The organism is Paraburkholderia sp. Ac-20340 (assembly GCF_017104965.1).
GTDB lineage: Bacteria > Pseudomonadota > Gammaproteobacteria > Burkholderiales > Burkholderiaceae > Paraburkholderia.
Genome location: NZ_JAAGPR010000015.1, coordinates 1 through 25,123 on the forward strand (window position 1 = coordinate 1; position 25,123 = coordinate 25,123).

Genomic DNA, 25,123 nt, shown 5'->3' on the forward strand with positions numbered 1-25,123 from the left:
CGATCTGCTTGATACCGCCCGACGAGCCGATGCCTTGGTAGTTCACCTTGCCGCCGCCCGACTTTTGATAGGCATCCGCCCATTTCGTGTAGATCGGTGCTGCAAAGGTGCTGCCCGCGCCAGTGATGTCAGCAGCGTGGGCTGCCATCGCGAAGAGGGCGCCAGCAACGCCAGCGAGCGCGGTTTGCATCAATTTCATGAGACCTCCAGTGTGTGAGCGGATGAACGACAGGGCGAAGAATAGGGCCTCTTTGTGACAGTACCGTGACGATTCATGAAGCAGTCGTGACAGTACGATTACCGGCTGAAAGGCGGAGGAAGAATGAAGAAGGTGCTTACTTCAGGTGCGATAGCATCCGGCCTGCCAGCGCTGGCGCGCGCGGCGGCCCGTGGGGCGGGCGTTTGGCGGACTCGCGGGGTCGGACGCGTAGAGACGTGCGCGACCGTTTGAAAGGCGTCTGAAACCAGCAGTTGAACGTTTGCTCCAACTGCAAAAAAATCGTTCCGCCAGATGGCTTTTGAGGGCTGAATCGGGAGGCTGCACAACGAGGCGCGGCACCTTGTCGCAGACAAGGTGCCGCTTTAATCGGCCATCGCGTCAGCCAGAGACTCCGATCAGGCGATAGCGCGCTTGACCGTTTCGGCGATGGATTCGGCGTAATGGAGCGTCTCGCGCTCCTCGCGCGCTTCCACCATCACGCGCAGGACCGGCTCCGTACCCGAGGCGCGGATCAGCACGCGGCCGCGACCCTTGAGTTCGGATTCGGCAGCGGCAATCGATTGCTGGATATCGGCATTGCCCTTCCAGTCGGCGCCCTGCGCGATACGCACGTTGATAAGCTTCTGCGGGAACAGCGTGACGCCGCCGAGCAATTGCGCAATGGTCTGGCCGCTGCGCTTCATCGCCGCGAGCACCAGCAGCGCCGAAACGATGCCGTCGCCGGTCGTATGGCGATCGAGCGAGAGAATGTGGCCCGAGCCTTCCGCGCCGATCTGCCAGCCGTGCTCGCGCAGTTGCTCCAGCACGTAACGATCGCCCACATTGGCGCGCACGAACTGCACGCCAAGGCGATCGAGCGCCTGCTCGACCGCGAGGTTGGTCATCAGCGTGCCGACCGCACCTTCGACCTTGCCGTCGGTCGCAATGCGATCCTTGACCAGCACGTAGAGCAGTTCGTCGCCGTTATAGAGACGACCTTGCGCGTCGACGATCTGCAGGCGGTCCGCGTCGCCATCGAGCGCGATACCCAGATCCGCGTGGTTCGCCCGCACCGCACGCACGAGCGCATCGGGCGCAGTGGCGCCCACGCCGTCGTTGATGTTGAAACCGTTAGGCGACACGCCGATCGGAATCACATCCGCGCCCAGTTCGTGGAACACGTGCGGCGCGATGTCGTAGGCCGCGCCGTTCGCGCAGTCCACCACCAGCTTCAGGCCGCGCAGGCTGAAGGCCTGCGGAAACGTGCTCTTGCAGAATTCGATGTAGCGGCCACGCGCGTCGTCCAGACGGCGGGCGCGGCCCAGTTGCTCGGACGGCGCGCAATCGAGCGGCTGTTCAAGCTGCGCCTCGATCTGGGTTTCCACTTCGTCGGGCAGCTTGTTGCCGTCGGCCGAGAAAAACTTGATGCCGTTATCGAAGTACGGATTGTGCGAGGCGCTGATCACCACGCCCGCCGCGAGTCGCAGCGCGCGCGTGAGATAGGCGACGCCAGGCGTCGTCATGGGACCGGCAAGCATCACGTCGATGCCGGCCGCCGACAAGCCCGCTTCCAGCGACGCCTCGAGCATATAGCCCGAAATGCGCGTGTCCTTGCCGATCAGCACGGCCGGGCGCGGGCCCGACGCCGGTGCGGCCCCCGCGAGCACCTTGCCCGCCGCGTAGCCGAGACGCAACACGAAATCCGGCGTGATCGGCGCCACGCCGACCTTGCCGCGAACCCCATCGGTTCCGAAATAACGACGTCCCATACCTCAAACCTCACATTGATACTGTTGTATGGCGCCCGTGGGCCTGTCCTGCCCGGCCGCGCCCTGTCTCTCAACGCCCTGCTACTGCTATTTACTGCCCCGTCGCGCGCTCGGCCTCGCGCATGGCGCCCCAGACCTTCAGGGCATCCACGGTTGGCGCGACGTCGTGCACGCGGATGATCGCCGCGCCCTTCTGCGCCGCACACACCGCCGCCGCCACGCTGGCCGCGATGCGCTCCGGCGCCGGCCGGTTGATCAACGCGCCGAGCATCGACTTGCGCGACATGCCCGCGAGAATCGGATACGGCGCAACACCCGCGCCGACTTGCGGCGCGCTGTCCTGCATACGCGCGAGCAAAGCGTAATTATGCTCGACCACCGACTTGCCGAAACCAAAACCCGGATCGACGCTGATGCGCGCCTTCGCCACGCCTGCCACTTCGAGTTCGGCGCAACGCGCTTGCAGAAACTCGCGCACCTCGCGCACGACATCGACGTAATCGGGCTCGCCTACCTGCATGGTCTGCGGCTCGCCGAGCATGTGCATCACGCACAGGCCGCAGTTGCTGTCGCGCACCGCGTCGATCGCGCCCGGCATGCGAAAACCCCAGATGTCGTTGATCAGATCCGCGCCCGCCGCGAGCGCATGGCGCATCACTTCCGGCTTGTAGGTATCGACCGACAAAGGCACGTTCGCGCCTTTGAGCTTTTCGACCAGCGGAATCACGCGTTCGAGTTCTTCGTCGAGCGGCACGGGCGGCGCGCCCGGCCGTGTGGACTCGCCACCGATATCGATGATGTCGACGCCATCGAGCAGCATTTGCTCGGCGCGGCGCTGCGCGTCGTCGAAGGCGATATAGCGGCCGCCGTCCGAAAACGAATCGGGCGTGGCGTTGAGAATCCCCATGACGAGCGGACGCTCGAAGGTCAGCGTGAAACGGCCGCAGACGAGCGGTTCGGGCAGATTACCGTGGGAAGTGAGCTTGGACACGTCAAGAAACGTCAGATGTGTAACGAAATGCAGCCACCCGCTGCGACGCGGAGGCGGCCAGAAATGCAAAACGGGCCGGTGTGAAGATCACACCGGCCCGCAACTCTACTCGATCTGGCGAACCGCAGCGGGTCAGGCCGGCTGGGTTGCGCTGCTGCCCGGCTTCACTTCGCTGCCCGTGCTGCCGCCCGAGGAAGACGCATCGCCTGCAGACGGCGAGCTCTTCGGCGAGCGCGGCGGACGACCGGCCATGATGTCGTTGATCTGATCGGCGTCGATCGTTTCCCACTCCATCAGCGCGGCGGTCATGGCTTCGACCTTGTCGCGGTTCTCGTCCAGCAGACGCTTGGCGAGGCTGTACTGCTCGTCCAGCACGCGGCGGATTTCCGCATCGACCTTCTGCTGCGTCGCTTCCGAAATCGCACGCGTGAAGCCCTTGCCGAACGGGCCGCCTTCGTTTTCGTCGTCGACGTAGACCATCGGTCCCATCGCGTCGGTCATGCCGAAACGCGTCACCATCGCGCGGGCCGTCTGCGTTGCCTTGTTGAAGTCGTCCGAAGCGCCCGTGCTGATCAGGTTCATGAACAGCTCTTCTGCCACGCGGCCGCCGAACAGGATGGCCAGACGGTCAAGCAGATAGTCCTTCGAATACGTCTCGTTGTCGTGCTCCGGCAACTGCCACGTCACGCCCAGTGCGCGACCGCGCGGGATGATCGTGACCTTGTGCACCGGATCGGCCTTCGGCAACAGCTTGGCGATGACCGCGTGACCCGACTCGTGATACGCCGTAGCACGCTTGGCTTCTTCGCGGATCACGGCCGACTTGCGCTCCGGACCCATGAAGATCTTGTCCTTCGCGTCTTCGAAGTCCTGCATTTCGACGATGCGCTTGCCGCGACGCGCGGCGAACAGCGCCGCTTCGTTCACGAGGTTCGCGAGATCGGCGCCCGAGAAGCCCGGCGTGCCGCGTGCGATGACCGCTGCGTCCACGTCGTTGGCGATCGGCACCTTGCGCAGGTGAACCTTCATGATCTGTTCGCGGCCGCGGATGTCCGGCAGACCGACGTAGACCTGACGGTCGAAACGGCCCGGACGCAGCAGCGCCTTGTCCAGTACGTCCGAACGGTTGGTTGCCGCGATCACGATGACGCCCGAGTTCGCCTCGAAGCCGTCCATCTCCACCAGCATCTGGTTCAGCGTCTGCTCGCGTTCGTCGTTACCGCCGCCCATGCCGGCGCCGCGATGACGGCCGACCGCGTCGATTTCGTCGATGAAGACGATGCACGGCGCGTGCTTCTTGGCCTGCTCGAACATGTCGCGCACACGGGCCGCGCCCACGCCGACGAACATTTCGACGAAGTCCGAACCCGAAATGCTGAAGAACGGCACCTTCGCTTCGCCGGCGATGGCGCGCGCGAGCAGCGTCTTACCGGTACCCGGAGGGCCGACCAGCAGCACGCCGCGCGGGATGCGCCCGCCCAGCTTCTGGAATTTTTGCGGATCGCGCAGGAAGTCGACGAGCTCGGACACTTCTTCCTTCGCTTCGTCGCAGCCTGCGACGTCGGAGAAGTTGACCGCGTTGTTGTTCTCGTCGATCAGACGGGCGCGCGATTTACCGAACGAAAACGCCCCGCCTTTGCCGCCTCCCTGCATCTGTCTCATCATGTAGAACCAGAACACGATGATGAGGATCGTCGGTCCGAGGTAGTACAGCGCGGAGACAAGCGCGTTCGGCTCTTCATCGGCCTTGCCGCTCACCTGAACGTTGTACTTCATCAGGTCGCCGACCATCCAGATGTCGCCCGGAGAGACGATCTGGTATTTCTGGCCATCGGCCGGAGTGACCGTGAGGTTCCGCCCCTGCACTACGACGCTCTTGACCTTGCCATTCTTTGCGTCGTCCATGAACTGCGAATAGGAAACGCCTTCCTGGACACGGGGCTTGTCGAACTGCTTGAACACCGTAAACAGCACCAGTGCGATCACCAGCCACACTGCTGCTTTCGAAAACATGTTGTTGTTCAAAGCACCACTCCTTCACTCATAGACGGGCGCCTACATTTGCCTTGCGACACCACCAAAGCATTCTAATCCAGTACGCAGGGCCCTGCCATAACGTTTCGCTAAGGCATAAATAGCCGATGCGCCTTGTCGGACAACGTCCCGAAGCTTATTCGGGCGAAACTTTACAGTCCTTGCAAGGCGCCTGACGCGCTGGAACCGATCCTTGCGTAATGCCCGAGGTTAACGGGGTCGCTTCAGATGTTTGCCCAATATAAACGTTTCGGACGATTTATCGCGCGAAGCTTTCGGCTTGCGCGCGGCCACGACCTTGAACTGATGCTTGAATTTCTCGACGATCTGGCTGTAACCACTGCCGTGAAAGCATTTTACTAAAAGGGCACCATCCGGTTTCAGATGATTCTGCGAAAATTCGAGCGCGAGATCGCAGACATGCTCGATACGCGCGGCATCCGCCAGCGCGACTCCCGACAGATTGGGCGCCATATCCGAAATTACAAGATCTACCGGACGCCCATTCACGATTTCTTCCAGCTGCTCAAGCACGCTGTCTTCGCGGAAGTCGCCTTGCAGGAATTGCACGTCGGAGATTGGCTCCATCGGCAGGAGGTCGAGCGCAATGATCGTACCGTCGATACCGCCTTGACGTTGTTCGTCGCGTTTCGTGCCCTGCGCCAGCTTGTTGCGGGCGTACTGGCTCCAGCTGCCGGGCGCGGCGCCCAGGTCGACGATGACCATGCCAGGACGGATCAGCTTGTCCTGCTCGTCGATTTCCTTGAGCTTGTACGCGGCACGGGCGCGATAGCCCTCCCGTTGCGCCAGTTTCACGTACGGATCGTTGATATGGTCGTGCAGCCACGACGTATTGAAGCGGTTTTTTGCCATTAAAGATTGAACTCTTGCTGCGTGATGTCGCGCTTTTAGCGGATAATACGCGTTTAATTCGTGCGGCCGTCGCGGCCCGTGCGGCTATGTGAGCGTGTTTTCACCGCCACACCTGCCTTCACCAGCCCGCGCCACGCCGTTCTCCACGGTTTTCCGTTGTTTCCGACGCGCCTTTCGCCTTCCTGTGCGCCTGCCCCTCGTCTTGAGGTCTGACAGGCTGCCCGGCGAGCGCCGTCATTTTAGTCGAGTCTGCCACATCCCATGCCCGCCCTCACTCTTACTGCCGAACAGCGCTCCGAACTGCGTTCCCAGGCTCACGCCCTCAAACCGGTCGTGCTTATCGGCTCCGAGGGATTGACCGACGCCGTCCTGAAGGAAATCCAGGTCCACCTGGGCGCTCACCAGCTCATCAAGGTCCGCGTCTTCGGCGACGAACGCGAAGAGCGTATCGCGATCTACGAAGAAATCTGCGATCGCCTGAACGCCGCGCCGGTCCAGCACATCGGCAAGCTGCTGGTGATCTACAAGCCCGAAGAAGCCAAGCCGAAGACCACCACGGCTCGCGCCGGTGCCCGCGGCACGGTTACGCGCCCCACGGGCGATGTGCCGAGCGCACGCGAAGCCGGCAAGCGCGCACCGCGCGTCGTGAAGGTCGTCAAGCCCAGCGACAACCCGATGCGCAAGCCGAAGGCGCAAAAGGTGACCGTCAAGGGTAACGAGCGCGTCACGCAAGGCGGCAACGTCAAGCGCGCCAAGAAGCGTCAGACCAGCTCGAAGCGCATTCACCAGGGTTCGAAATAATCCCTGGCGATACGCATCGCGGAATAAGAAAGCGCGGCCTTCGAGCCGCGCTTTTTTTCGCCCGATGCAGCCACAAGACTGAACCAGGCGCCCTGAATGCCTAGTTGCGTCGCGCCGACGGCAGCAGCCACACCAGCCAGGCGCCCAGCAGGCTTTCGACCAGATAGAACACGCTCGAAATGCCGTGCAGCATGCCGAAGCGGCTCGCATAGGCCGAATGGGCGATATCCACGCCAGCCTGCAGCGCATTCATGCGCATGGCGTTCATGAACGGCTGCAAAGCGTAATAGCCGACCACCACGCACAGCAGCATGCCTACCAGCAGCCAGCGCAGGCGGCGATACCCCACGTCCCCGCGCCGCACGAACACGTTCGCCATCACGAGCAGCAGCACGCCGCCGACCAGCCCGATCATGCCCTCGATGCGAAAGAGCTGCGCCGCCAGCGCGCCCGCCGTCATACGGTCGAGCGTGGTGAACAGCACCGGCGCCACCGCATAACCGATGGTGAGCTGGCTGCCCACCCACAGCATGGCGAGCAGCGCGAACAGGCGATGCGGCACCAGCGAGCCACCAGACTGCGCTGCGCGAATATCGGCGCTCACGTCATTTTTCACATCGTGACCCATTGATCGCGCCTCGTCAGACGTAGCGAACCTCGATGACTTCGTATTCGCGCACGCCGCTCGGGGCCTGCACGGCAGCGACGTCGCCTTCCGACTTGCCGATCAGTGCGCGCGCGATGGGCGAGCTCACCGAAATCAGGCCGTGTTCGAGATCGGCTTCGTCGTCGCCGACGATCTGGTACGTCACGGTCTTGCCCGATTCGAGGTCTTCGAGATCGACGGTCGAACCGAACACGATGCGGCCATCCGCTTCGAGCGTGGCCGGGTCGATGACCTGCGCGGCCGCCAGCTTCGATTCGATTTCAGCGATACGGCCCTCGATGAAGCCCTGCTTTTCCTTCGCGGCGTCGTATTCCGCGTTTTCCGAGAGATCGCCCTGCGCGCGCGCTTCGGCGATCGAATTGATGACCGCCGGACGCTCGACGGATTTCAGGTGTTGCAGTTCGCCGCGAAGCTGGTCTGCACCGCGCCTGGTCAAGGGAATCGTGCTCATAAACAACTCGTTCGGCCGCTTGGGGCCGTATTGATGCCGCATGCAATACAGATTGCGGCCATAAAAAAAATCACCGCGGTTAAGTGCATCCCGCGAGGGCGGCGGCGCATGCTGGCGCAGCCTGAAAACCCTGTTGGGACGCCGCTTAACCGCGGCACATTCAGCTATGTTTGCCTGCCTCGTTCGTATTGGACAGACAATCGAAGCCTTAGTTTAGGCGAGCGTGGAGGCCTTGTAAATCATAGACTTCCAGGTTCTTCAGGTAGCGCAGACCCTCGACGGCGGCGCGCGCGCCGGACATCGTGGTGTAGTACGTGACCTTGTTTGCCTGCGCGCTCATGCGGATCGAGCGCGAATCGGCGATCGCGGCGCGGGTTTCGTCGACGGTCGTGAAGACCAGCGAAATCTCGCCGTTCTTGATCATGTCGACGATGTGCGGACGGCCGTCCTTCACCTTGTTGACGACCTTGACCGGCACGCCGGCCGCTTCGATCGCGGCCGCGGTGCCGCGCGTGGCGACGATCGCATAACCGAGTTCGTGCAGCATGCGCGCGACTTCAACCGCCTTCGGCTTGTCCGAATCCATCACGGTGATGAACACCGTGCCCGATTCCGGCAGACGCGAACCGGCGGCGAGCTGCGACTTGAACAGCGCTTCGCCGAAGGTCTTGCCCACGCCCATCACTTCGCCGGTCGAACGCATTTCGGGTCCGAGCACCGGATCGACAGCCGGGAACTTGATGAACGGAAACACTGCTTCCTTGACGCTGAAGTACGGCGGCACGACTTCCTTCGTCACGCCCTGATCCGCCAGCTTCTGGCCGACCATCGCACGCGCCGCGATCTTCGCGAGCGGCAGGCTGGTTGCCTTCGAGACGTACGGAACGGTACGCGAAGCGCGCGGGTTCACTTCCAGCACGTAGATGATGTCCTTCTTCGAACCGTCATCCTGCGGAACCTGCTGGATCGCGAACTGCACGTTCATCAGGCCGACCACGTTCAGTGCCTTGGCCATCGCGCCGGTTTGGCGCTTGAGTTCCGTGACCGTTTCCTGCGACAGCGAGTACGGCGGCAGCGAGCAGGCCGAGTCGCCCGAGTGCACGCCAGCCTGTTCGATGTGTTCCATCACGCCGCCAATGAACACGTCCGTGCCATCGGAGATGCAGTCCACGTCGCACTCGATCGCGTCGTTCAGGAAGCGGTCGAGCAGCACCGGCGAATCGTTCGACACCTTCACGGCCTCGCGCATGTAGCGCTCGAGGTCGCGCGGCTCGTGGACGATTTCCATGGCGCGGCCGCCCAGCACGTACGACGGGCGCACGACGAGCGGGTAGCCGATTTCGTCGGCCAGCTTGAGCGCTTCGTCTTCGGCGCGTGCGGTGCGGTTAGGCGGCTGGCGCAGGTTCAGGTCCTGCAGCAGCTTCTGGAAACGCTCGCGGTCTTCAGCGGCGTCGATCATGTCCGGCGAGGTGCCGACGATGGGCACACCGTTCGCTTCGAGGTCGAGCGCAAGCTTCAGCGGCGTCTGGCCGCCGTACTGCACGATCACGCCAACCGGCTTTTCCAGATCGACGATTTCGAGCACGTCTTCGAGCGTCAGCGACTCGAAGTACAGACGGTCGGACGTGTCGTAGTCGGTCGAAACCGTTTCCGGGTTGCAGTTGACCATGATGGTTTCGTAGCCGTCTTCGCGCATCGCGAGCGCAGCGTGAACGCAGCAGTAGTCGAACTCGATACCCTGGCCGATCCGGTTCGGGCCGCCGCCCAGCACCATGATCTTCTTGTTGTTCGTCGGGTTGGCCTCGCACTCTTCCTCATAGGTCGAGTACATGTAGGCGGTCTTGGTGGCGAACTCGGCCGCGCAGGTGTCCACGCGCTTGTAGACCGGGCGCACGTTCAGCTCGATACGGCGCTTACGCACGTCCGTCTGCGTGCTGCCCAGCAGCTTCGCCAGACGGCGATCCGAGAAACCACTCTGCTTGAGGTACTTCAGCTCTTCCTTCGAGAGGCTTGCCAGCGTGCGGCCGGCGAGCGCCTTTTCCTTCAGGATGATCTGTTCGATCTGCGCGAGGAACCACGGGTCGATCGCGGTTTCTTCGAAGATCTCTTCGCGCGTCATGCCCACGCGGAATGCGTCGCCCACGTACCAGATACGGTCCGGACCGGCTTCGCCGATCTCGCGGATGATCTCGTCGCGGCTGGTGGTCTTTTCGTCCAGACCGTCGACGCCCACTTCCAGACCGCGCAGCGCCTTCTGGAACGATTCCTGGAAGGTGCGGCCGATCGCCATCACTTCGCCGACCGACTTCATCTGCGTGGTGAGGCGCGGGTCGGCTTCGCGGAACTTCTCGAACGCGAAACGCGGAATCTTGGTGACGACGTAGTCGATGGTCGGCTCGAACGAAGCCGGGGTCGCGCCGCCGGTGATTTCGTTCTTCAGCTCGTCCAGCGTGTAGCCGACGGCCAGCTTCGCCGCGACCTTGGCGATCGGGAAGCCCGTCGCCTTCGAAGCCAAAGCGGATGAGCGCGACACACGCGGGTTCATTTCGATCACGATCATGCGGCCCGTGCGCGGGTCGATCGAGAACTGGACGTTCGAACCGCCCGTGTCCACGCCGATTTCGCGCAGCACAGCCAGCGAAGCGTCGCGCAGGATCTGGTATTCCTTGTCCGTGAGCGTCTGCGCCGGCGCGACGGTGATCGAGTCGCCGGTGTGGATGCCCATCGGGTCCAGGTTTTCGATCGAGCAAACGATGATGCAGTTATCCGCCTTGTCGCGGACCACTTCCATCTCGTATTCCTTCCAGCCGAGCAGCGATTCTTCGATCAGCAGTTCGCGCGTAGGCGACAGATCGAGACCGCGCTTGCAGATCTCTTCGAATTCTTCGCGGTTGTACGCGATACCGCCGCCCGAACCGCCGAGCGTGAACGACGGACGGATCACGACCGGATAGCCGCCCGTGCCGGTTTGCTCGGCGATTTCGCCTTGCACCTTGAGCGCTTCTTCCATCGAGTGTGCAACACCCGACTTCGCCGAACCGAGACCGATCTTGGTCATCGCGTCCTTGAACTTCTGGCGGTCTTCGGCCTTGTCGATGGCTTCCGGCGACGCGCCGATCAGCTCGACGTTGTACTTCGCCAGCACGCCGTGGTGGTGCAGGTCGAGCGCGCAGTTCAGCGCGGTCTGGCCGCCCATCGTCGGCAGGATCGCGTCCGGGCGCTCCTTCTCGATGATGCGCTCCACCACTTCCCAGGTGATCGGCTCGATGTAGGTGACGTCGGCCGTGTTCGGGTCGGTCATGATCGTCGCCGGATTGCTGTTGACGAGGATGACCTTGTAGCCTTCTTCACGCAGCGCCTTGCATGCCTGCGCGCCCGAATAATCGAACTCGCACGCCTGGCCGATGATGATCGGACCCGCGCCGATGATGAGAATGCTCTTGATGTCTGTCCGCTTGGGCATAACGCTCTCGCTAAATATTCCTGTGTCTTTTACGTCTGACGGCTCGCTGCCTGCCTTGCTTGCCGCCCGGGTGCGCGCGTGGGCCGTGTTTTAAACAGCTCGCTGCGCACCCTGCTCTGCTCTTTCCTGTCAGGCGCGGCTTACGCGGCCTTCGACTTGTCCATCAACGCCGTGAAGCGATCGAACAGATAGCCGATGTCCTGCGGGCCCGGCGACGCTTCCGGGTGACCCTGGAAGCAGAATGCCGGCTTGTCGGTCAGCTCGAAACCTTGCAGCGTGCCGTCGAACAGCGACACGTGCGTGACGCGTGCGTTCGCGGGCAGCGTGGCGGCGTCCACCGCGAAGCCGTGGTTCTGCGACGTGATGACCACGCGGCCATCGGTCAGATCCTTGACCGGATGGTTCGCGCCATGGTGACCCGTCTTCATCTTGAGCGTCTTCGCGCCGACGGCGAGGCCCATGATCTGGTGACCCAGGCAGATGCCGAACGTGGGGATGCCGCGCTCGATGAATGCCTGCGCCGCCTTGATGGCGTAGTCGCACGGTTCCGGGTCGCCGGGGCCGTTCGAGAGGAACACGCCGTCCGGGTTCAGCGCGAGCGCGTCTTCAGCGGTCGATTGCGCCGGCAGGACGGTAACGTCGCAGCCGCGCTCGGCCAGCATGCGCAGGATGTTCTGCTTCACGCCGAAGTCGAATGCGACGACCTTGTACTTCGGCGCCGATTGCGTGCGGTAGCCTTCGCCCAGACGCCATTCCGTGGTGTTCCACGGGTACGACTTGTCCGTCGAGACGACCTTCGCGAGGTCCATGCCCGCGAGGCCCGGGAACGAGCGTGCGAGTTCGATGGCTTTGGCTTCGTCGTCCGAACCTGCGAGGATCGCGCCGCTTTGCGCGCCCTTGTCGCGCAGGATACGCGTGAGCTTGCGCGTGTCGATACCGGCGATGGCAACCACGCCTTCGTCCTTCAGGTACTGACCGAGCGTGCGGTCCATGCGGAAGTTCGAGGCGAGGACAGGCAGATCACGGATGATCAGGCCGGCGGCATGGACTTTCGTGGCTTCGACGTCTTCGGCGTTGACGCCGACGTTGCCGATATGCGGATACGTGAGGGTGACGATCTGGCGAGCGTAGCTCGGGTCGGTCAGGATTTCCTGATAACCAGTGATGGCCGTGTTGAACACGACTTCACCGATCGTATGGCCCGGCGCGCCGATCGAGTAACCACGAAAGACCGTGCCGTCGGCGAGCGCGAGCAGAGCGGGAGAGAATGACGGCAACACGGGAGACTCCTTGGGGGAGCACCCTTGTGCCGACCTGTTGTCCGACGTTGCGATCTTGCGACCTGGGTGCGGCTGCGGCGTCGGCATCGACATCGTTAGATGGGATGCGCGCGCGGCTCGCACCTTACGCGGCTATTCCGTGTCGTGGGGCTCGCAGTGAACTGCGTCGGGCGCCTGCCAGAATGGAGCGTTTGTGACGCTTGATCGGGCGGCAGCCAGCCTTCGATGGGGAAAGCGCGGGCGGCGGATGAACGGATGGGGGGAGGTAGGCGCTAGGGTGCGGGTTGATAAGCTCAAACCTTCGAATTATAGCGTGAAAACACCTATTTCTCCAAATTTCGAGATGACGGTTGTGTGAAACGCGGTGCCAAATCTGCCGACAATTTCGTATCGCGTCCGACAGCGCCGTCGGCGTTTCGCGAAGATCCGGTATCTCGTCTTGCACCGCTCTTCACTATAGACGCCCTTCACGTGGGCGCCAGCGTGGCAATTTGGGGTCGGCCGAGGATGGCCTGTTGTGGACGACCAGTTGCGCCCTGCCGCCGGCACCACCAATCGGCGGCAACAATGAAAACGCCGCCACCCAGCCGGGTGACGGCGCGAGAAGAGCTTTAAAGTGATCGGAGCGAAACCACCATGCGTTGCCCCCGCAACGCATGGCTGAGCACCCTCAGCCAGCCGCTATTTGGACGACTTGTGTTTCTGCGTGTGGGTTTCGGCCTTCGGGCGGCTCGCCGCACCCTTCGACGCCTTGCTGGGCGCTGCGCCGGAAGACTTTGCCTTGACCGGTTCGGAAACCTTGACGACTTCCGTGTGCGCGCGACCGTGTTTCTTATCATAGCGCGACTTCGAGCCCGACTCCGCAACGCGCGTACCAATCCGCTCCACACCCCCGCCCGAGACGTTGGTGGCGAGGCGTTCCGGCCCCGGCTCGCTCGGCATCGACTTGCCCACCGGCACGTGCAGCACGAGCACCTGGCCCGGCGCCACCGCGTCGCGGCGCGTCTTGTTCCACGCCTTGAGCTGGCCAACCGAGACGCCATAACGGCTCGCGACCGTTTCCATCGACTGCTTGCGACGCACGCGAATCAGCATCTTGCGCGTGTCGGGCACGTCCGGCTCCATGGCGAGCACGGCGCTTTCGGCCACATCGGCGCTGATGTCTTCGTCGTCGGCGTCGTCGGTGCGCGGCACCACGAGCGTCGAGCCCGGCTTCAGGCGCATGCCCGCCGGAATCTTGTTGACCGACATGAGCGTGTCCGCGTCCACGCCGATCTTCTGCGCGATGGCCGCCGGCGTGGCGCGCGAGTCGGTGGTGTAGACGGTCCACGAAGAAAGCTGGCCCGAATACGACTTCAGGTTGCGCTCGAACGCGCTGGCGTTATCGAACGGCAGCAGGATCTGCGGATCGGTCGCGCCCAGAATGACGGGCTTCTTGAACGACGGATTGAGCGTGCGGAATTCGTCCGGCGTCATGTTCGCCAGTTTGGCGGCGACGTCCACGTCGATATCGTGCGAGGTGGTGACGGTGACGAAGTACGGGTGATTCGGGATGCTCGGCAGCGTGAGGCCGTATTGCTGCGGGTTCATCACGATATTCTTGACCGCCTGCAGCTTGGGCACGTAGTTACGCGTCTCGTTCGGCATGCGCAGGCTCTGGTAGTCGGTCGGCAGACCGGCGGCCTGGTTGCGCGCGATCGCTCGCTGAACATTGCCTTCGCCCCAGTTGTAGGCGGCCAGCGCCAGATACCAGTCGCCGAACATGTCGTGCAGGCGCGAGAGGTAGTCGAGCGCGGCGCTGGTCGAGGCCAGCACGTCGCGGCGCTCGTCCTGCCACATGTTTTGCTTGAGGTTGTAGGTCTTGCCCGTGCCCGGCACGAACTGCCACATGCCCGCGGCCTTCGCAACCGACAGCGCCTGCGGGTTATAGGCCGATTCGATGAACGGCAGCAGCGCCAGCTCGGTCGGCATATGGCGCGCTTCGAGTTCTTCGACGATGTGGTACAGATATTTCTGCGAGCGCTCGGTCATGCGCGCGACGTAGTCCGGACGCTGCGCATACCACTGCGCATTCATGTCGACGAGGTCGCTTTGCAGGTCGGGCATCTGGAAGCCGCGACGGATGCGACCCCAAAGGTCGGCATCGGGGCTCGTGAGCTGGTCGACCGAGCCTTTATCGACGTTAATCGTTTCTTTCGCGGCGGAAGTCTTGCGGATGGCGTCGGCGCGTGCCTGGGGATCGGCGGGAGAAAGTGAACTGGCTGAATCCGCGTTGGGTCCCCCGCTCGCACAGGCGGCGAGCATCAGGACCAGCAGCGCGCTTAGGATAAATCGCATGAACGTCAACTTGCAATGGCTGGAATTTGCAGCCGATAGTACGGAACGCACACGTTTCCGTCAATCGGATTAATTGGAAAAAAACCATGCAAATCCGCGGCTTGGATCACGTTCCATACGTTTGGGTTGAGCATACCCACTTGCTCTGGCGGGTTAGCGGAACCTGTTCTTCCACTCGCGCATCAGCGTGAATGCGGCGAGCCGGTCGGGCACCGTTTCGTGCAGCGCTTCGGCGAGCGTTGCCTGCACGGCCGGTTCATCGGCGCGCAAAAATGGGTTCACAGCACGCTCGTGCGCGATCGTGGTCGGCAAGGTCGGCAAGCCGCGCTCGCGCAGGGCGGCTGCTTCGCGGCTCCAGGTTTGCAGCGCGGCGTTATCGGGATCGCAGGCCAGCGCGAAACGGATATTCGACAGCGTGTATTCGTGCGCGCAGTGTACCTGGGTCGCGCCCGGCAGCGCCGCGAACGAGTCGAGCGACGCCAGCATCTGCGCGGGCGTGCCTTCGAACAAGCGGCCGCAGCCGCAGGCGAACAGCGTGTCGCCGCAGAATAGATGCGGCACGCCCTGGGTACCGATCGTATCCGCGTCCTGAAAATAAGCGATATGGCCGCGCGTGTGGCCGGGCACGTCCATGACCTTGAAATCGAGCGCAGGGGCATCCAGATGCACGGCGTCGCCGCCCTTCACGCGCGTGACGACCGCGTCGAGCGGGCCGAGCGCCTCGCCGGCCGGGCCGTACACGGGGACGCGCTCATCCGAAAGGAGATCCGCTACCCCGCCGACATGGTCGTTGTGATGATGGGTGAGTAAAATAGCGGCGAGCCGCCAGCCGCGTTTAGCGAGATATGCACGAACCGGCGCGGCGTCGCCCGGATCGACGGCAACGGCATTGCGGCCGTCCGACACGACCCAGATGTAGTTATCTTCAAAAGCCGGAACCGGTACGTATTCGAGTGCTGCGGCGGGACGGGCGGCCGGGCCGTGGTGCGCCGGCGCGTGCTCAAGCGGACTCTTCATGGGGCGACGTATTCTTGGACAAGTCTGACCGAACGATTATAGACTGGCCCGCCTGGACCGCTTCGCCGGCCGGCAGGTACGTGCTGGAGTGGGAGCAGGAACAGCTCGACCGGATGGTGTCGAACGTGTTCGGCTACCATGCGCTCCAGCTTGGCCTGCCGCAACTCGACGCGCTGCGCGAAAACCGCATGACGTATCGCGGCCTCGTGCTCGACGCCGCCAGCGCGGCCAGCGCGCCCTACACCCTGCCCGGCGCCCAGCCGTCGCGCGCGCCCGAACTGCATACGCCGGACGGCCGCAGCACGGTCTGGTGCGATCATCTCGATCTGCCGTTCGAAGCGCAGAGCGTCGATCTGATCGTCATGCCGCACACGCTCGAATTCACGAGCGACCCGCACCGCCTGCTGCGCGAAGCGGAACGCGTGCTGATGCCCGAAGGTCAACTGGTGATCGTCGGCTTCAATTCGCTGTCGCTGTGGGGCGCACGGCAGTCGGCGGGCAAGCTCACGGGGCATCCGTTTTTGCCCACGCAACAGGACCTGATCGCGTTCACGCGCCTGAAGGACTGGATCAAACTGCTCGGTTTCGAGCTCGAACGCGGCCGTTTTGGCTGCTACCGGCCGCCGCTTTCCACGGACAAGTGGCTCGGCCGTTATGAATTCATGGAGGCCGCCGGCGACCGCTGGTGGGCGATCTTCGGCGCGGTCTATATGGTTACGGCGATCAAGCGCGTGCGCGGCATGCGGCTCGTCGGCCCGCTGAAGGTCAAGAAACCCGTGCTGGCGCCGAGCCTGAAGGCCGCCGCCACCACGCCCTCCCCTACACGCAACAAGGACTCATGAGCACACCCGATTTCGTCGAAATCTTCTCCGACGGCGCCTGCAAGGGCAATCCCGGCCCCGGCGGCTGGGGCGCGCTGCTGCGCTTCGGCACGCAGGAAAAGGAACTGTTCGGCGGTGAGCACGGCACGACCAACAACCGCATGGAACTGATGGGCGTGATCGCCGCGCTCGAAGCGCTCAAGCGTCCGTGCAAGGTGATCGTGCACACCGACTCGCAATATGTGCAGAAAGGCATCAGCGAGTGGATTCACGGCTGGAAGAAGAAGAACTGGATGACGGCGGCGAAAACGCCGGTCAAGAACGACGATCTGTGGAAGCGGCTCGACGCGCTCGTCGCGCAGCATCAGGTCGAATGGCGCTGGGTCAAAGGCCACGCCGGGCATCCTGAAAACGAACGCGCCGACGCGCTCGCCAACCGCGGCGTCGCCACGCTCAACGAACATTGAGTCGGGCCGCAGCCCGCGCTCGATCAAGAATCACGCTTCATAGCATTACGCCCGATACGCCATGCGCCAGATCATTCTCGACACCGAAACCACCGGCCTGAACCCTCGCACGGGCGACCGCCTCATTGAAATCGGCTGCGTCGAACTGCTGAACCGCCGGCTCACCGGCAACAACCTGCACTTCTACGTGAACCCGGAACGCGACAGCGATCCTGGCGCACTGGCGGTGCACGGCCTGACGACCGAGTTTCTCGCCGACAAACCCAAGTTCGCCGAAGTCGCCAACGAGATTCTCGACTTCATTCGCGACGCGGAACTCATCATTCACAACGCGCCGTTCGACATCGGCTTTCTGGATGCGGAGCTCGCGCTCGTCGGCAAGCCGCCGCTCAAGGAGCATTGCGGCAACGTGATCGACACGCTGGTGCAGGCCAAGCAGATGTTCCCGGGCAAGCGCAATTCGCTCGACGCGCTGTGCGACCGCTTCGGCATCAGCAACGCGCACCGTACGCTGCACGGCGCACTGCTCGACTCGGAACTGCTCGCCGAAGTCTATCTCGCGATGACGCGCGGCCAGGAAAGCCTCGTGATCGATATGTCGAGCGCAGCGGAAACCGCAGGCGAAGTCGCGACAACGCGCGTGAAGTTCGATACACTCGCGCTCCCCGTGATTGCGGCGAGCGCCGACGAGCTGGACGCACACAATGCGCTGCTCGATGGTCTCGACAAAGCGGTCAAGGGCACGTCGGTCTGGCGTACCGAACCGGCGCCCGCAGAAGAAATTTCAGCGACTACGCAAAATACTTAAAAAAGGGCTTTACAAGATTGAAAATGCCCGGCATAATTTCAATCTCTTCGGGTGGTTAGCTCAGCGGTAGAGCACTGCCTTCACACGGCAGGGGTCACTGGTTCGATCCCAGTACTACCCACCAGGATTCTGGTGTTGGTAAAGACAAGCACCGAAGATAAAAAGCCCCGTTGCGCAAGCAACGGGGCTTTTTTCATTGGCGCGCAAAACGTTGTCGGCACACGCTACTCGCCCACCGTCTCCACGCCGATGCCGCGCGCCATTCCGGTCGCTGCGAACACCATCGCCACCAGCAGCAACGTCTGCCAGCGGCCGATGCGCGCGTACTTCGGCGCGGCGGTCAGATCGGGCACATCGCCGCGACTCACCGCCGTACGCCAGCGCACCAGCGCCCGCATCGGCATGATTTCCAGCAGCAGGATCAACACGAGCGCGCCCATCTTCAAATGGAACAGCGGTTCGTGCAGATAGTATTCGGCGCCCTTCTCGAAGCCGCCGAATGCGCGCGCCGCGCCGGTGAGGATCAGCACGACGGCCGAAGCGCCCCAGCCGTTATCGGCGCTGAAAATCATCGGCAGATCTTCGGTTGAGGTGCAGCGACGCAGCCCGCGCGTGCGCCGCAGAATCGAGGCGAGCGCGAAGCCGAAGGCAAGCAGGTGAATGGCGGCAAGCAACCAGCGGATCAGCATGGCGACTCCTTCGAGATCACGACGGGATCGGCAAGCATGCGCGAAGTGCGATCGATCCGAACTTCAGATACGAATCAGATGCGGACCTCGCGCAGAACAGCTCGTGATGCAGTGCGGCCAGGCTGACTAGCCGGCAGTGAACGCCGCCTGTTGCAAGGCGGTGTCGAGCGCGCGTGCCGCCTCGCGGTCGCTCACGCTGGCAAGACGCACGCGGAAAACGAGCTGACGGTTATGCCCCGCCGCTGCGGGCGAATCCCACAGCAATTCGATTTTCGGCCGACGTTCGCGAATCTGCGTGTGCGTTGCCGCACGCGCCGCAACGACGGGCACGAGACTCGTGCCGGTTGACGCTGGCAGCGCAGGCGAATCGGTTGCGTGCGCATCGACCACGACATCGGCAGCATCGGCGAGCGGCGCGACGGGCATGATCGGCGCAACCGGCTGGCTCACCGCCGCCGCGCCCTGCTCGCCCGACGGCCAGCGCACCGACAACTCGCGCGCATCGTATTGCCCGAGCTTGCGGCTTTCGAGCCAGACGACCGTGGTGCGCGTTGCCGCATCGATCGACACCGCATAGCGGCCGATCGCGAAGCGGCGTGCCGCGATGTTGGTGCGCCAGAGCGCGCGCGGCCGGCAGATCCACACGACCGCCGCATAGAGCGCGGGCGCCACCACCAGCCAGCCATTGGTTTCCGCCACCGCATGCACGGCGCGCCGCCAGCCGGCGAACCACGTGAACGCGCCGATCGACCAGAGCGCGAACAGGCAGCCGAGCAGACCGAAGCAGCGCAGCGCCTGGCGCAGCCACTGCGGCAGCGGATGGAACGGCCGCTCGACGCGCGCCTTCGCGCCCGGCAGCACGATCAGCAGAAACAGAAAGACGAGATTCAGACACGCCGCCGGTGACGACGCCATGGCTTCGAGCGAGGTGAGGAAATGCTCCATCTCGCCCATCGAATGCAGCCAGCGCGCGAGAATGACGAGGCCGATCGCGCGCAGCGCGAAGAGCGTGCCGGCACCGGGAACGGTAGCCGCGCGCGTCGGACGGGGTCTCGCCAAGGTACTTCTCCTGATGTCGCTGAGGTCTTGCGCTGTTTTCATGAACTAGCCGCGGTTTTGCGCGGAACGGCCATTATAGGGACATTGCCTCGCCGCCTCACGCTCGCCGCCGCATACGGTGGACCGCCTGCAGTCGTGTCTTGAGGTAGCGCAGATACGACAACGCCCCCGTGCACGGGCACAGGGGCGTTGATGCGACGCTGGACGCGCAGCGCGCGTCCAGAACAGCTTACGGCTTAGCTTGCGTTGACTTCGCGCAGCACGGTGCGGCGCTTCTGGCGCAGCATTTCTTCGTACACGGCGACGTAGTTGCGCGCCATCACCTTCGACGAGAAGCGATCTTCGAACGCCTTGCGCACGCCGGCGCGCGACAGCGACGACAGACGCTTGACCGCTGCGACTGCGCTGATTTCGTCTTCGACGACAAAACCCGACACGCCGTTTTCGATGACTTCCGGCACCGAACCGCGCTTGAACGCGATCACCGGCGTACCGCAGGCCATGGCTTCGATCATGACGAGACCGAAGGGCTCCGGCCAGTCGATCGGGAACACCAGCGCGTGCGCGTTGCCGAGGAATTCACGCTTTTCGTGCTCGCCGATTTCGCCGATGTACTCGACGTGCGACTGCGCCATCAGCGGCTTGATGACTTCTTCGTAGTAAGCGCGGTCGGCCTTGTCGATCTTCGCGGCAACCTTGAGCTTCATGCCTGCCTGACCGGCGATGCGGATCGCCTTGTCCAGACCCTTCTCCGGCGACACACGGCCGAGGAAAGCGAGGTAGCCCGGCTCGACGTTGTCGATCGGACGCAGCACGTCTTCCGGCAGGCCGTGATAGACGGTCTGCTGCCAGTTGGCTTGCTGCAGCGGCAGGCGCTGGTTGTCCGAAATCGACACAACCGGCACATCGCTGAATGCGTTGAAGATCGGCTGCAGTTCCGGCAGGTCGAGACGGCCGTGCATCGTCGTGACGAACGGCACTTCCTGACGCTGGAACAGCGAGAACGGGTAGTAATCGATGTGGAAATGCAGCACGTCGAATTCGTCCGCGCGGCGGCGCACTTCTTCGAGCAGCAGCATGTGCGGAGCCATCACGTCGCGAATCGTGGGGTCGAGGCGCAGAGCCTGCGGCCAGAACGCTTCGAGCTTCGCCGAGGTGATCGAATCGCCGCTTGCGAACAGCGTAACGTCATGACCCTGTTCGACCAGCGCTTCGGTCAGGTAGGAGACCACCCGTTCCGTGCCGCCGTACAGCTTGGGAGGAACCGCCTCGTGCAACGGAGCGATTTGAGCGATTCGCATAGTGGTGAACTCCTTCCTCGTAATAAATCGGGCTAAGTACTACAAATTTGACAATCGACCTTGCGTGCTGCGGCAGGCTTGCCGCGCGCCTCACCAGGCGTTCTTACCGCTAACCGCGCCGGATAGCCCGGCACACAGACCGACGCAGTTGTACACGCAGTTGTACAGTGTGTTATTGACACACGCGGCGGCTCAGGCGGTAAACGCGCAGGGTTCGCGGTCGTTGACAAGAAAGCTGTCAAATTCCCTACGCTATTCGAGACGGCATTATCCGGGCTTGCGCCCGCTACCGGCTAGAACATTTCAAAGTCTTTACGTTGTTACAAACCAGAAACACTCCGCAACCCACTGTTTTCAAAGACAGTTCTAAATTGGGGGTTCGTTTCCGGGCAGCAGGCCGTCGTCACGGTCTGCACATTTCGCGGATGGCGCCGACATCAAAGTGTCAGATGCTTAAGCACACGGCCATCCTGAATGCAATCCGTAATTGTATCTCTAAAAGCGCCCTGAAAACCTGTTGAACCTCCGGCGCGACACCCTGTCGGGAAGGAACACGCTGCGCCGCCCGCTCGCGATAAGATTCGCCTCCCGTCGGGCACAGGCGATGCGTCATGCGCCACGCGTGTTTACAATGCGGGAATGCCTTCAAGGTTTTGCCGCTGGCACCTTCCTTCCTCTTTTACTACCTTGCACGGACGAAGCTCCGTCAGACCGACCACCGATCAATTGGAACATCTGACCATCGCCCAGCGTAACGCCCACAACGCAAAGCTCGCGAGCTATGCGCGGCGGCCTCTTGCGTTCCTGTTTCGCTATATCAAGCGCCATCCCTTCGCTCACGCCGTCGTACTGGCCAGTGTCTTTGCGGCCGTTGGCTGCGCGCTCGCCTCGCAGTACGCGATCAAGCATCTGATCGACGTGCTCGGCGCGGGACGGCACCATCCGGGGCCGCTGTGGACCGCCTTCGCCATCCTCGTCGGCCTGATTGCCGCCGATAACCTGCTCTGGCGGGTTGGCGGCTGGTTCGCCGCGCACACTTTCGTCGCCGTCACCGGCGACTTGAGGCGCGACCTGTTCCAGTATCTGAGCGGCCATTCACCCACCTATTACGCGGAGAAACAGCCCGGCACGCTCGCCAGCCGGATCACGGCCACCTCGAACGCCGTCTATACCGCCGAAAACACCACCGCCTGGAACGTCTTGCCGCCGTGTATCGCGGTAGCCGGCGCGATCGTCATGATCATCGCCGTCAATCCGATGATGGCGGCGGGCCTGCTGCTGTGCTCGGCGATCCTTTCGGTGATCCTGTTCAAGCTGGCCGGCCGCGGTTCGGCACGCCATCACGCGTTCGCCTCCAAGGCGGCCGCCGTGGACGGCGAACTCGTCGATGTGATCGGCAATATGGCGCTCGTGCGCGCCTTCGGCATGACGCTGCGCGAGCAAAAACGCTTCGGCACGACCGTCAAGGCCGAACTCGACACGCGCCGCGCCAGCCTGCTCTATCTGGAAAAGCTGCGCCTGCTGCACGCCGTCATCACGGCGATGCTGTCGGCCGGCCTGCTCGGCTGGGCGCTGTGGCTCTGGAATCAGGGCAAGGCCACGTCCGGCGACATCGTGCTGGTGAGCTCGCTCGGCTTCACGATTCTGCACGGCACGCGCGACCTCGCGGTGGCGCTGGTGGACGTGACGCAGCACGTGGCGCGTCTGGCCGAAGCCGTGCAGACGCTGCTCGAACCGCACGGCATGCCCGACCGCAACGATGCGACCGAACTGATCGCGCAAGGCGGCCGCGTGGACTTCGAAGGCGTGACCTTCGCCTATCCGCACCGCAAGCCGATTCTCGATCACTTCGATCTGAACATTCAGGCTGGCCAGCGCGTGGGCCTGATCGGCAAGTCGGGCGCGGGCAAGACCACCGTGCTCGCGCTGCTGCAGCGCTTCTACGAGACCCAGGGCGGCGCGATCAAGATCGACGGGCAGGACATCGCCCACGTCACGCAGGACAGCCTGCGCCACGCCATCGCGCTGGTGCCGCAGGACATTTCGCTGCTGCACCGCTCGATCTACGAGAACATCGCCTACGGCCGTCCCGAGGCGAGCCGCGAAGAAGTCATGGCGGCCGCCCGCGAGGCACGCTGCGCCGACTTCATCGAGGCGATGCCCGAAGGCTACGACACGATCGTCGGCGACCGGGGCGTGAAGCTCTCGGGCGGCCAGCGTCAGCGCATTGCCATCGCCCGCGCGATTCTCAAGAATTCGCCGATCCTGCTGCTCGACGAAGCCACCTCGGCGCTCGACAGCGCGTCCGAAGAAGCGATCCAGCAGGCGCTCGACCGCCTGATGGTGGGCCGCACCGTGATCGCCATCGCGCACCGGCTGTCTACGCTGAACAACTTCGACCGCATCATCGTGATGAGCACGGGCAAGGTGATCGACGACGGCAGTCCGGAAGAGTTGCGCAATCGTCCGGGCCTGTATCGCGACCTGCTCGCCAAGCAGTACGGCAAGCACTCGACGCTGCATCTGGGCAGCAAGAAGAGCGACGAGAAACACGTCGCCTGAGCGCGACGCCCTTCCCGCTCCGCAAAAGAAAAAGCCGCTTCGTCATGAAGCGGCTTTTTTATTTCCAGCGTCGGCCGATGTGCAAGCCTATGCCGTGCGTCCTGTCAGATCGCGCATGAAGCGGTCGCGCCAGACCGAGACATTGTTCTCGCGCAGTTGCACCATCATGTCGTTGTAGCGCGCGAGGCGTTCGGCCAGCGGCATCGCCAGAGCGGTGGCGAGCGCATCGGCCATTCCGTCGATATCGAGCGGATTGACGATCAGCGCACCCGACAACTCCTGCGCCGCGCCCGCAAAGCGCGACAGCACCAGCACGCCAGGATTTTCCGGGTCCTGCGCGGAGACATATTCCTTCGCCACGAGATTCATGCCGTCACGCAATGGCGTGACGTAGCCCACGTGCGACGCGCGGAACAGCGCCGCCAGCACCGCGCGCTCGTACTGTCGATGGATGTACCAGATCGGCGTCCAGTCGAGTTCGGCGAAACGGCCGTTGATGCGGCCCGACTCCGCCTCCAGGCGCAGACGGATGTCCTGATACGCATGCAGATCGGCGCGCGTGGGCGGCGCGATCTGCACGAACGAGACCTTGTTGCGCTGCGCCGTCGAATGTTCGAGCAGACGCTCGAACGCGCGAAAACGCTCGACCAGCCCCTTCGAGTAATCGAGCCGGTCCACGCTCATGATCACCTTGCGGCCATGCAGCGTGGACTTGAGCGTGCGCACCGGCTTGCCGCGCTCGCCCGCCTTGGCGAGTTCGGCGACTTCGTCCGGATAGACGCCGATCGGATAGTCGTTCGCGTAGAGCGTCTTGCCGAAGGCATCGATGCGCGTGCGGCCGTCCTCGCCCTTTTCGACCGTGCCGCCCGCCTCGTTGACGATGTAGTCGCAAAACGCGCGCACGTCGGGCCGGGTCTGGAAGCCGAGCAGATCGAACGAGCACAGCGCGTCCACCAGTTCGCGATGCGGCGGCACCGCCAGCAGCACCTGCGAAGCCGGAAACGGAATGTGCAGGAAGAAGCCGATGCGGTTCTTCACGCCCGCCGCGCGCAGCGCCTTGGCAAACGGAATCAGGTGATAGTCGTGGACCCAGATGACGTCGTCGTCCTGCAGCAGCGGCACGAGCTGCTGCGCGAGCCACGCGTTGACGCGGCAATAGCCTTCGTATTCGTGGCGGTCGTACTGGAGCAGATCGGCGCGATAGTGGAACGCCGGCCAGAGCGTGGCATTCGAGAAGCCGCGGTAGTACTGGTCGTAGTCGCGGCGCAGCAGGCCGATGGTCGCGAAGGTGACCGGACCGCGCTCTTCGAGCTGGATCTGCGGCTGGCCCGAGGAGAGCACTTCGCCGCTCCAGCCGAACCACATGCCGCCGGTTTCCTTGAGCGCGTCGTACACGCCGACCGCGAGACCGCCGGCGGCCGGGCCGCCTTCGGAGATCGGCGCGACCCGGTTCGACACGATGATGAGTCGGCTCATGAATTACAGATTCCGTGCTGGATTGAGACAGGACGTGCCCGTGCGGGCGATGCTGGCA

At 63.4% G+C, this 25,123-nt stretch carries 19 protein-coding genes, 1 tRNA gene and 1 pseudogene; 6 read left to right on the forward strand and 15 right to left on the reverse strand.

Annotated elements, in window-relative coordinates; all coding sequences use genetic code 11:
* From G3N59_RS18870 to G3N59_RS18890, 5 genes and pseudogenes are all read right to left on the reverse strand, one after another.
* Positions 1 to 199: pseudogene (locus G3N59_RS18870) on the reverse strand (substrate-binding domain-containing protein); the annotation flags it as partial.
* Positions 200 to 615: 416 nt separating this feature from the next.
* Positions 616 to 1,968: a phosphoglucosamine mutase gene (glmM, locus tag G3N59_RS18875; protein ID WP_205984157.1), complete on the reverse strand. Its 1,353-nt coding sequence runs from the start codon at positions 1,966 to 1,968 to the stop codon at positions 616 to 618.
* Between the two features lie 91 nt (positions 1,969 to 2,059).
* Positions 2,060 to 2,875, reverse strand: a complete 816-nt coding sequence (folP, locus tag G3N59_RS18880; RefSeq protein ID WP_205984302.1) for a dihydropteroate synthase — start codon at positions 2,873 to 2,875, stop codon at positions 2,060 to 2,062.
* Positions 2,876 to 3,091: 216 nt separating this feature from the next.
* Complete coding sequence (gene ftsH / locus G3N59_RS18885; RefSeq protein WP_205984158.1) at positions 3,092 to 4,984, reverse strand: ATP-dependent zinc metalloprotease FtsH; 1,893 nt, start codon at positions 4,982 to 4,984, stop codon at positions 3,092 to 3,094.
* A 219-nt stretch (positions 4,985 to 5,203) separates the two neighbouring features.
* Entirely contained in the window at positions 5,204 to 5,866 is a 663-nt protein-coding gene (locus G3N59_RS18890) for an RlmE family RNA methyltransferase (RefSeq protein WP_205984159.1), read from the reverse strand.
* Between the two features lie 261 nt (positions 5,867 to 6,127).
* Between G3N59_RS18890 and yhbY the strand changes: the two genes are divergently transcribed.
* Positions 6,128 to 6,667: a ribosome assembly RNA-binding protein YhbY gene (yhbY, locus tag G3N59_RS18895; RefSeq protein ID WP_205984160.1), complete on the forward strand. Its 540-nt coding sequence runs from the start codon at positions 6,128 to 6,130 to the stop codon at positions 6,665 to 6,667.
* A gap of 100 nt (positions 6,668 to 6,767) precedes the next feature.
* On the opposite strand, the gene G3N59_RS18900 is transcribed toward yhbY, so the two are convergent.
* The 6 genes from G3N59_RS18900 to gloB all read right to left on the reverse strand — a co-directional run bounded on the left by G3N59_RS18900 (position 6,768) and on the right by gloB (position 15,882).
* The gene (locus G3N59_RS18900) at positions 6,768 to 7,229 is read right to left on the reverse strand and encodes a DUF4149 domain-containing protein (RefSeq protein ID WP_205984303.1); all 462 of its coding nucleotides are present in this window, start codon (positions 7,227 to 7,229) and stop codon (positions 6,768 to 6,770) included.
* A gap of 79 nt (positions 7,230 to 7,308) precedes the next feature.
* Positions 7,309 to 7,785: a transcription elongation factor GreA gene (gene greA, locus G3N59_RS18905; protein ID WP_205984161.1), complete on the reverse strand. Its 477-nt coding sequence runs from the start codon at positions 7,783 to 7,785 to the stop codon at positions 7,309 to 7,311.
* Positions 7,786 to 7,993: 208 nt separating this feature from the next.
* Positions 7,994 to 11,248, reverse strand: coding sequence for a carbamoyl-phosphate synthase large subunit (gene carB / locus G3N59_RS18910; protein WP_205984162.1), 3,255 nt, complete (start codon positions 11,246 to 11,248; stop codon positions 7,994 to 7,996).
* Positions 11,249 to 11,388: 140 nt separating this feature from the next.
* A complete protein-coding gene (carA, locus tag G3N59_RS18915; RefSeq protein WP_205984163.1) occupies positions 11,389 to 12,528 on the reverse strand; it encodes a glutamine-hydrolyzing carbamoyl-phosphate synthase small subunit in 1,140 nt (379 codons plus the stop codon).
* A gap of 681 nt (positions 12,529 to 13,209) precedes the next feature.
* A complete protein-coding gene (locus tag G3N59_RS18920) occupies positions 13,210 to 14,865 on the reverse strand; it encodes a transglycosylase SLT domain-containing protein (protein WP_205984164.1) in 1,656 nt (551 codons plus the stop codon).
* Positions 14,866 to 15,018: 153 nt separating this feature from the next.
* Complete coding sequence (gloB, locus tag G3N59_RS18925; protein ID WP_205984165.1) at positions 15,019 to 15,882, reverse strand: hydroxyacylglutathione hydrolase; 864 nt, start codon at positions 15,880 to 15,882, stop codon at positions 15,019 to 15,021.
* A gap of 14 nt (positions 15,883 to 15,896) precedes the next feature.
* On the opposite strand from gloB, the gene G3N59_RS18930 reads away from it, so the two are divergent.
* The 4 genes from G3N59_RS18930 (at position 15,897) to G3N59_RS18945 (ending at position 18,102) form a co-directional block, all read left to right on the forward strand.
* Positions 15,897 to 16,724 (forward strand): class I SAM-dependent methyltransferase, encoded by an 828-nt coding sequence (locus G3N59_RS18930; protein ID WP_205984166.1) that lies wholly within the window; start codon positions 15,897 to 15,899, stop codon positions 16,722 to 16,724.
* Positions 16,721 to 17,170, forward strand: coding sequence for a ribonuclease HI (rnhA, locus tag G3N59_RS18935; protein WP_205984167.1), 450 nt, complete (start codon positions 16,721 to 16,723; stop codon positions 17,168 to 17,170). The genes G3N59_RS18930 and rnhA overlap by 4 nt, the downstream gene beginning before the upstream one ends.
* A 61-nt stretch (positions 17,171 to 17,231) precedes the next feature.
* Positions 17,232 to 17,978 carry a DNA polymerase III subunit epsilon gene (dnaQ, locus tag G3N59_RS18940; RefSeq protein WP_205984168.1) on the forward strand — a complete coding sequence of 249 codons (747 nt, stop codon included), beginning with the start codon at positions 17,232 to 17,234 and terminating at the stop codon, positions 17,976 to 17,978.
* A 49-nt stretch (positions 17,979 to 18,027) separates the two neighbouring features.
* Positions 18,028 to 18,102 (forward strand) — tRNA-Val (locus G3N59_RS18945).
* Positions 18,103 to 18,202: 100 nt separating this feature from the next.
* Here G3N59_RS18945 and G3N59_RS18950 read toward each other — a convergent pair.
* The 3 genes from G3N59_RS18950 to G3N59_RS18960 all read right to left on the reverse strand — a co-directional run bounded on the left by G3N59_RS18950 (position 18,203) and on the right by G3N59_RS18960 (position 21,027).
* A complete protein-coding gene (locus G3N59_RS18950) occupies positions 18,203 to 18,667 on the reverse strand; it encodes a DUF2214 family protein (protein ID WP_205984169.1) in 465 nt (154 codons plus the stop codon).
* A 126-nt stretch (positions 18,668 to 18,793) separates the two neighbouring features.
* Positions 18,794 to 19,726 carry a hypothetical protein gene (locus G3N59_RS18955; RefSeq protein ID WP_205984170.1) on the reverse strand — a complete coding sequence of 311 codons (933 nt, stop codon included), beginning with the start codon at positions 19,724 to 19,726 and terminating at the stop codon, positions 18,794 to 18,796.
* A 236-nt stretch (positions 19,727 to 19,962) separates the two neighbouring features.
* Entirely contained in the window at positions 19,963 to 21,027 is a 1,065-nt protein-coding gene (locus tag G3N59_RS18960) for a glycosyltransferase family 4 protein (protein ID WP_205984171.1), read from the reverse strand.
* 726 nt (positions 21,028 to 21,753) lie between these two features.
* Here G3N59_RS18960 and G3N59_RS18965 point away from each other — a divergent pair.
* Positions 21,754 to 23,589: an ABC transporter ATP-binding protein gene (locus tag G3N59_RS18965; RefSeq protein WP_205984172.1), complete on the forward strand. Its 1,836-nt coding sequence runs from the start codon at positions 21,754 to 21,756 to the stop codon at positions 23,587 to 23,589.
* A gap of 87 nt (positions 23,590 to 23,676) precedes the next feature.
* Here the strand turns inward: G3N59_RS18965 and otsA are convergent, their stop codons facing one another.
* A complete protein-coding gene (otsA, locus tag G3N59_RS18970) occupies positions 23,677 to 25,065 on the reverse strand; it encodes an alpha,alpha-trehalose-phosphate synthase (UDP-forming) (RefSeq protein WP_205984173.1) in 1,389 nt (462 codons plus the stop codon).
* Between the last annotated feature and the right edge of the window lie 58 nt (positions 25,066 to 25,123).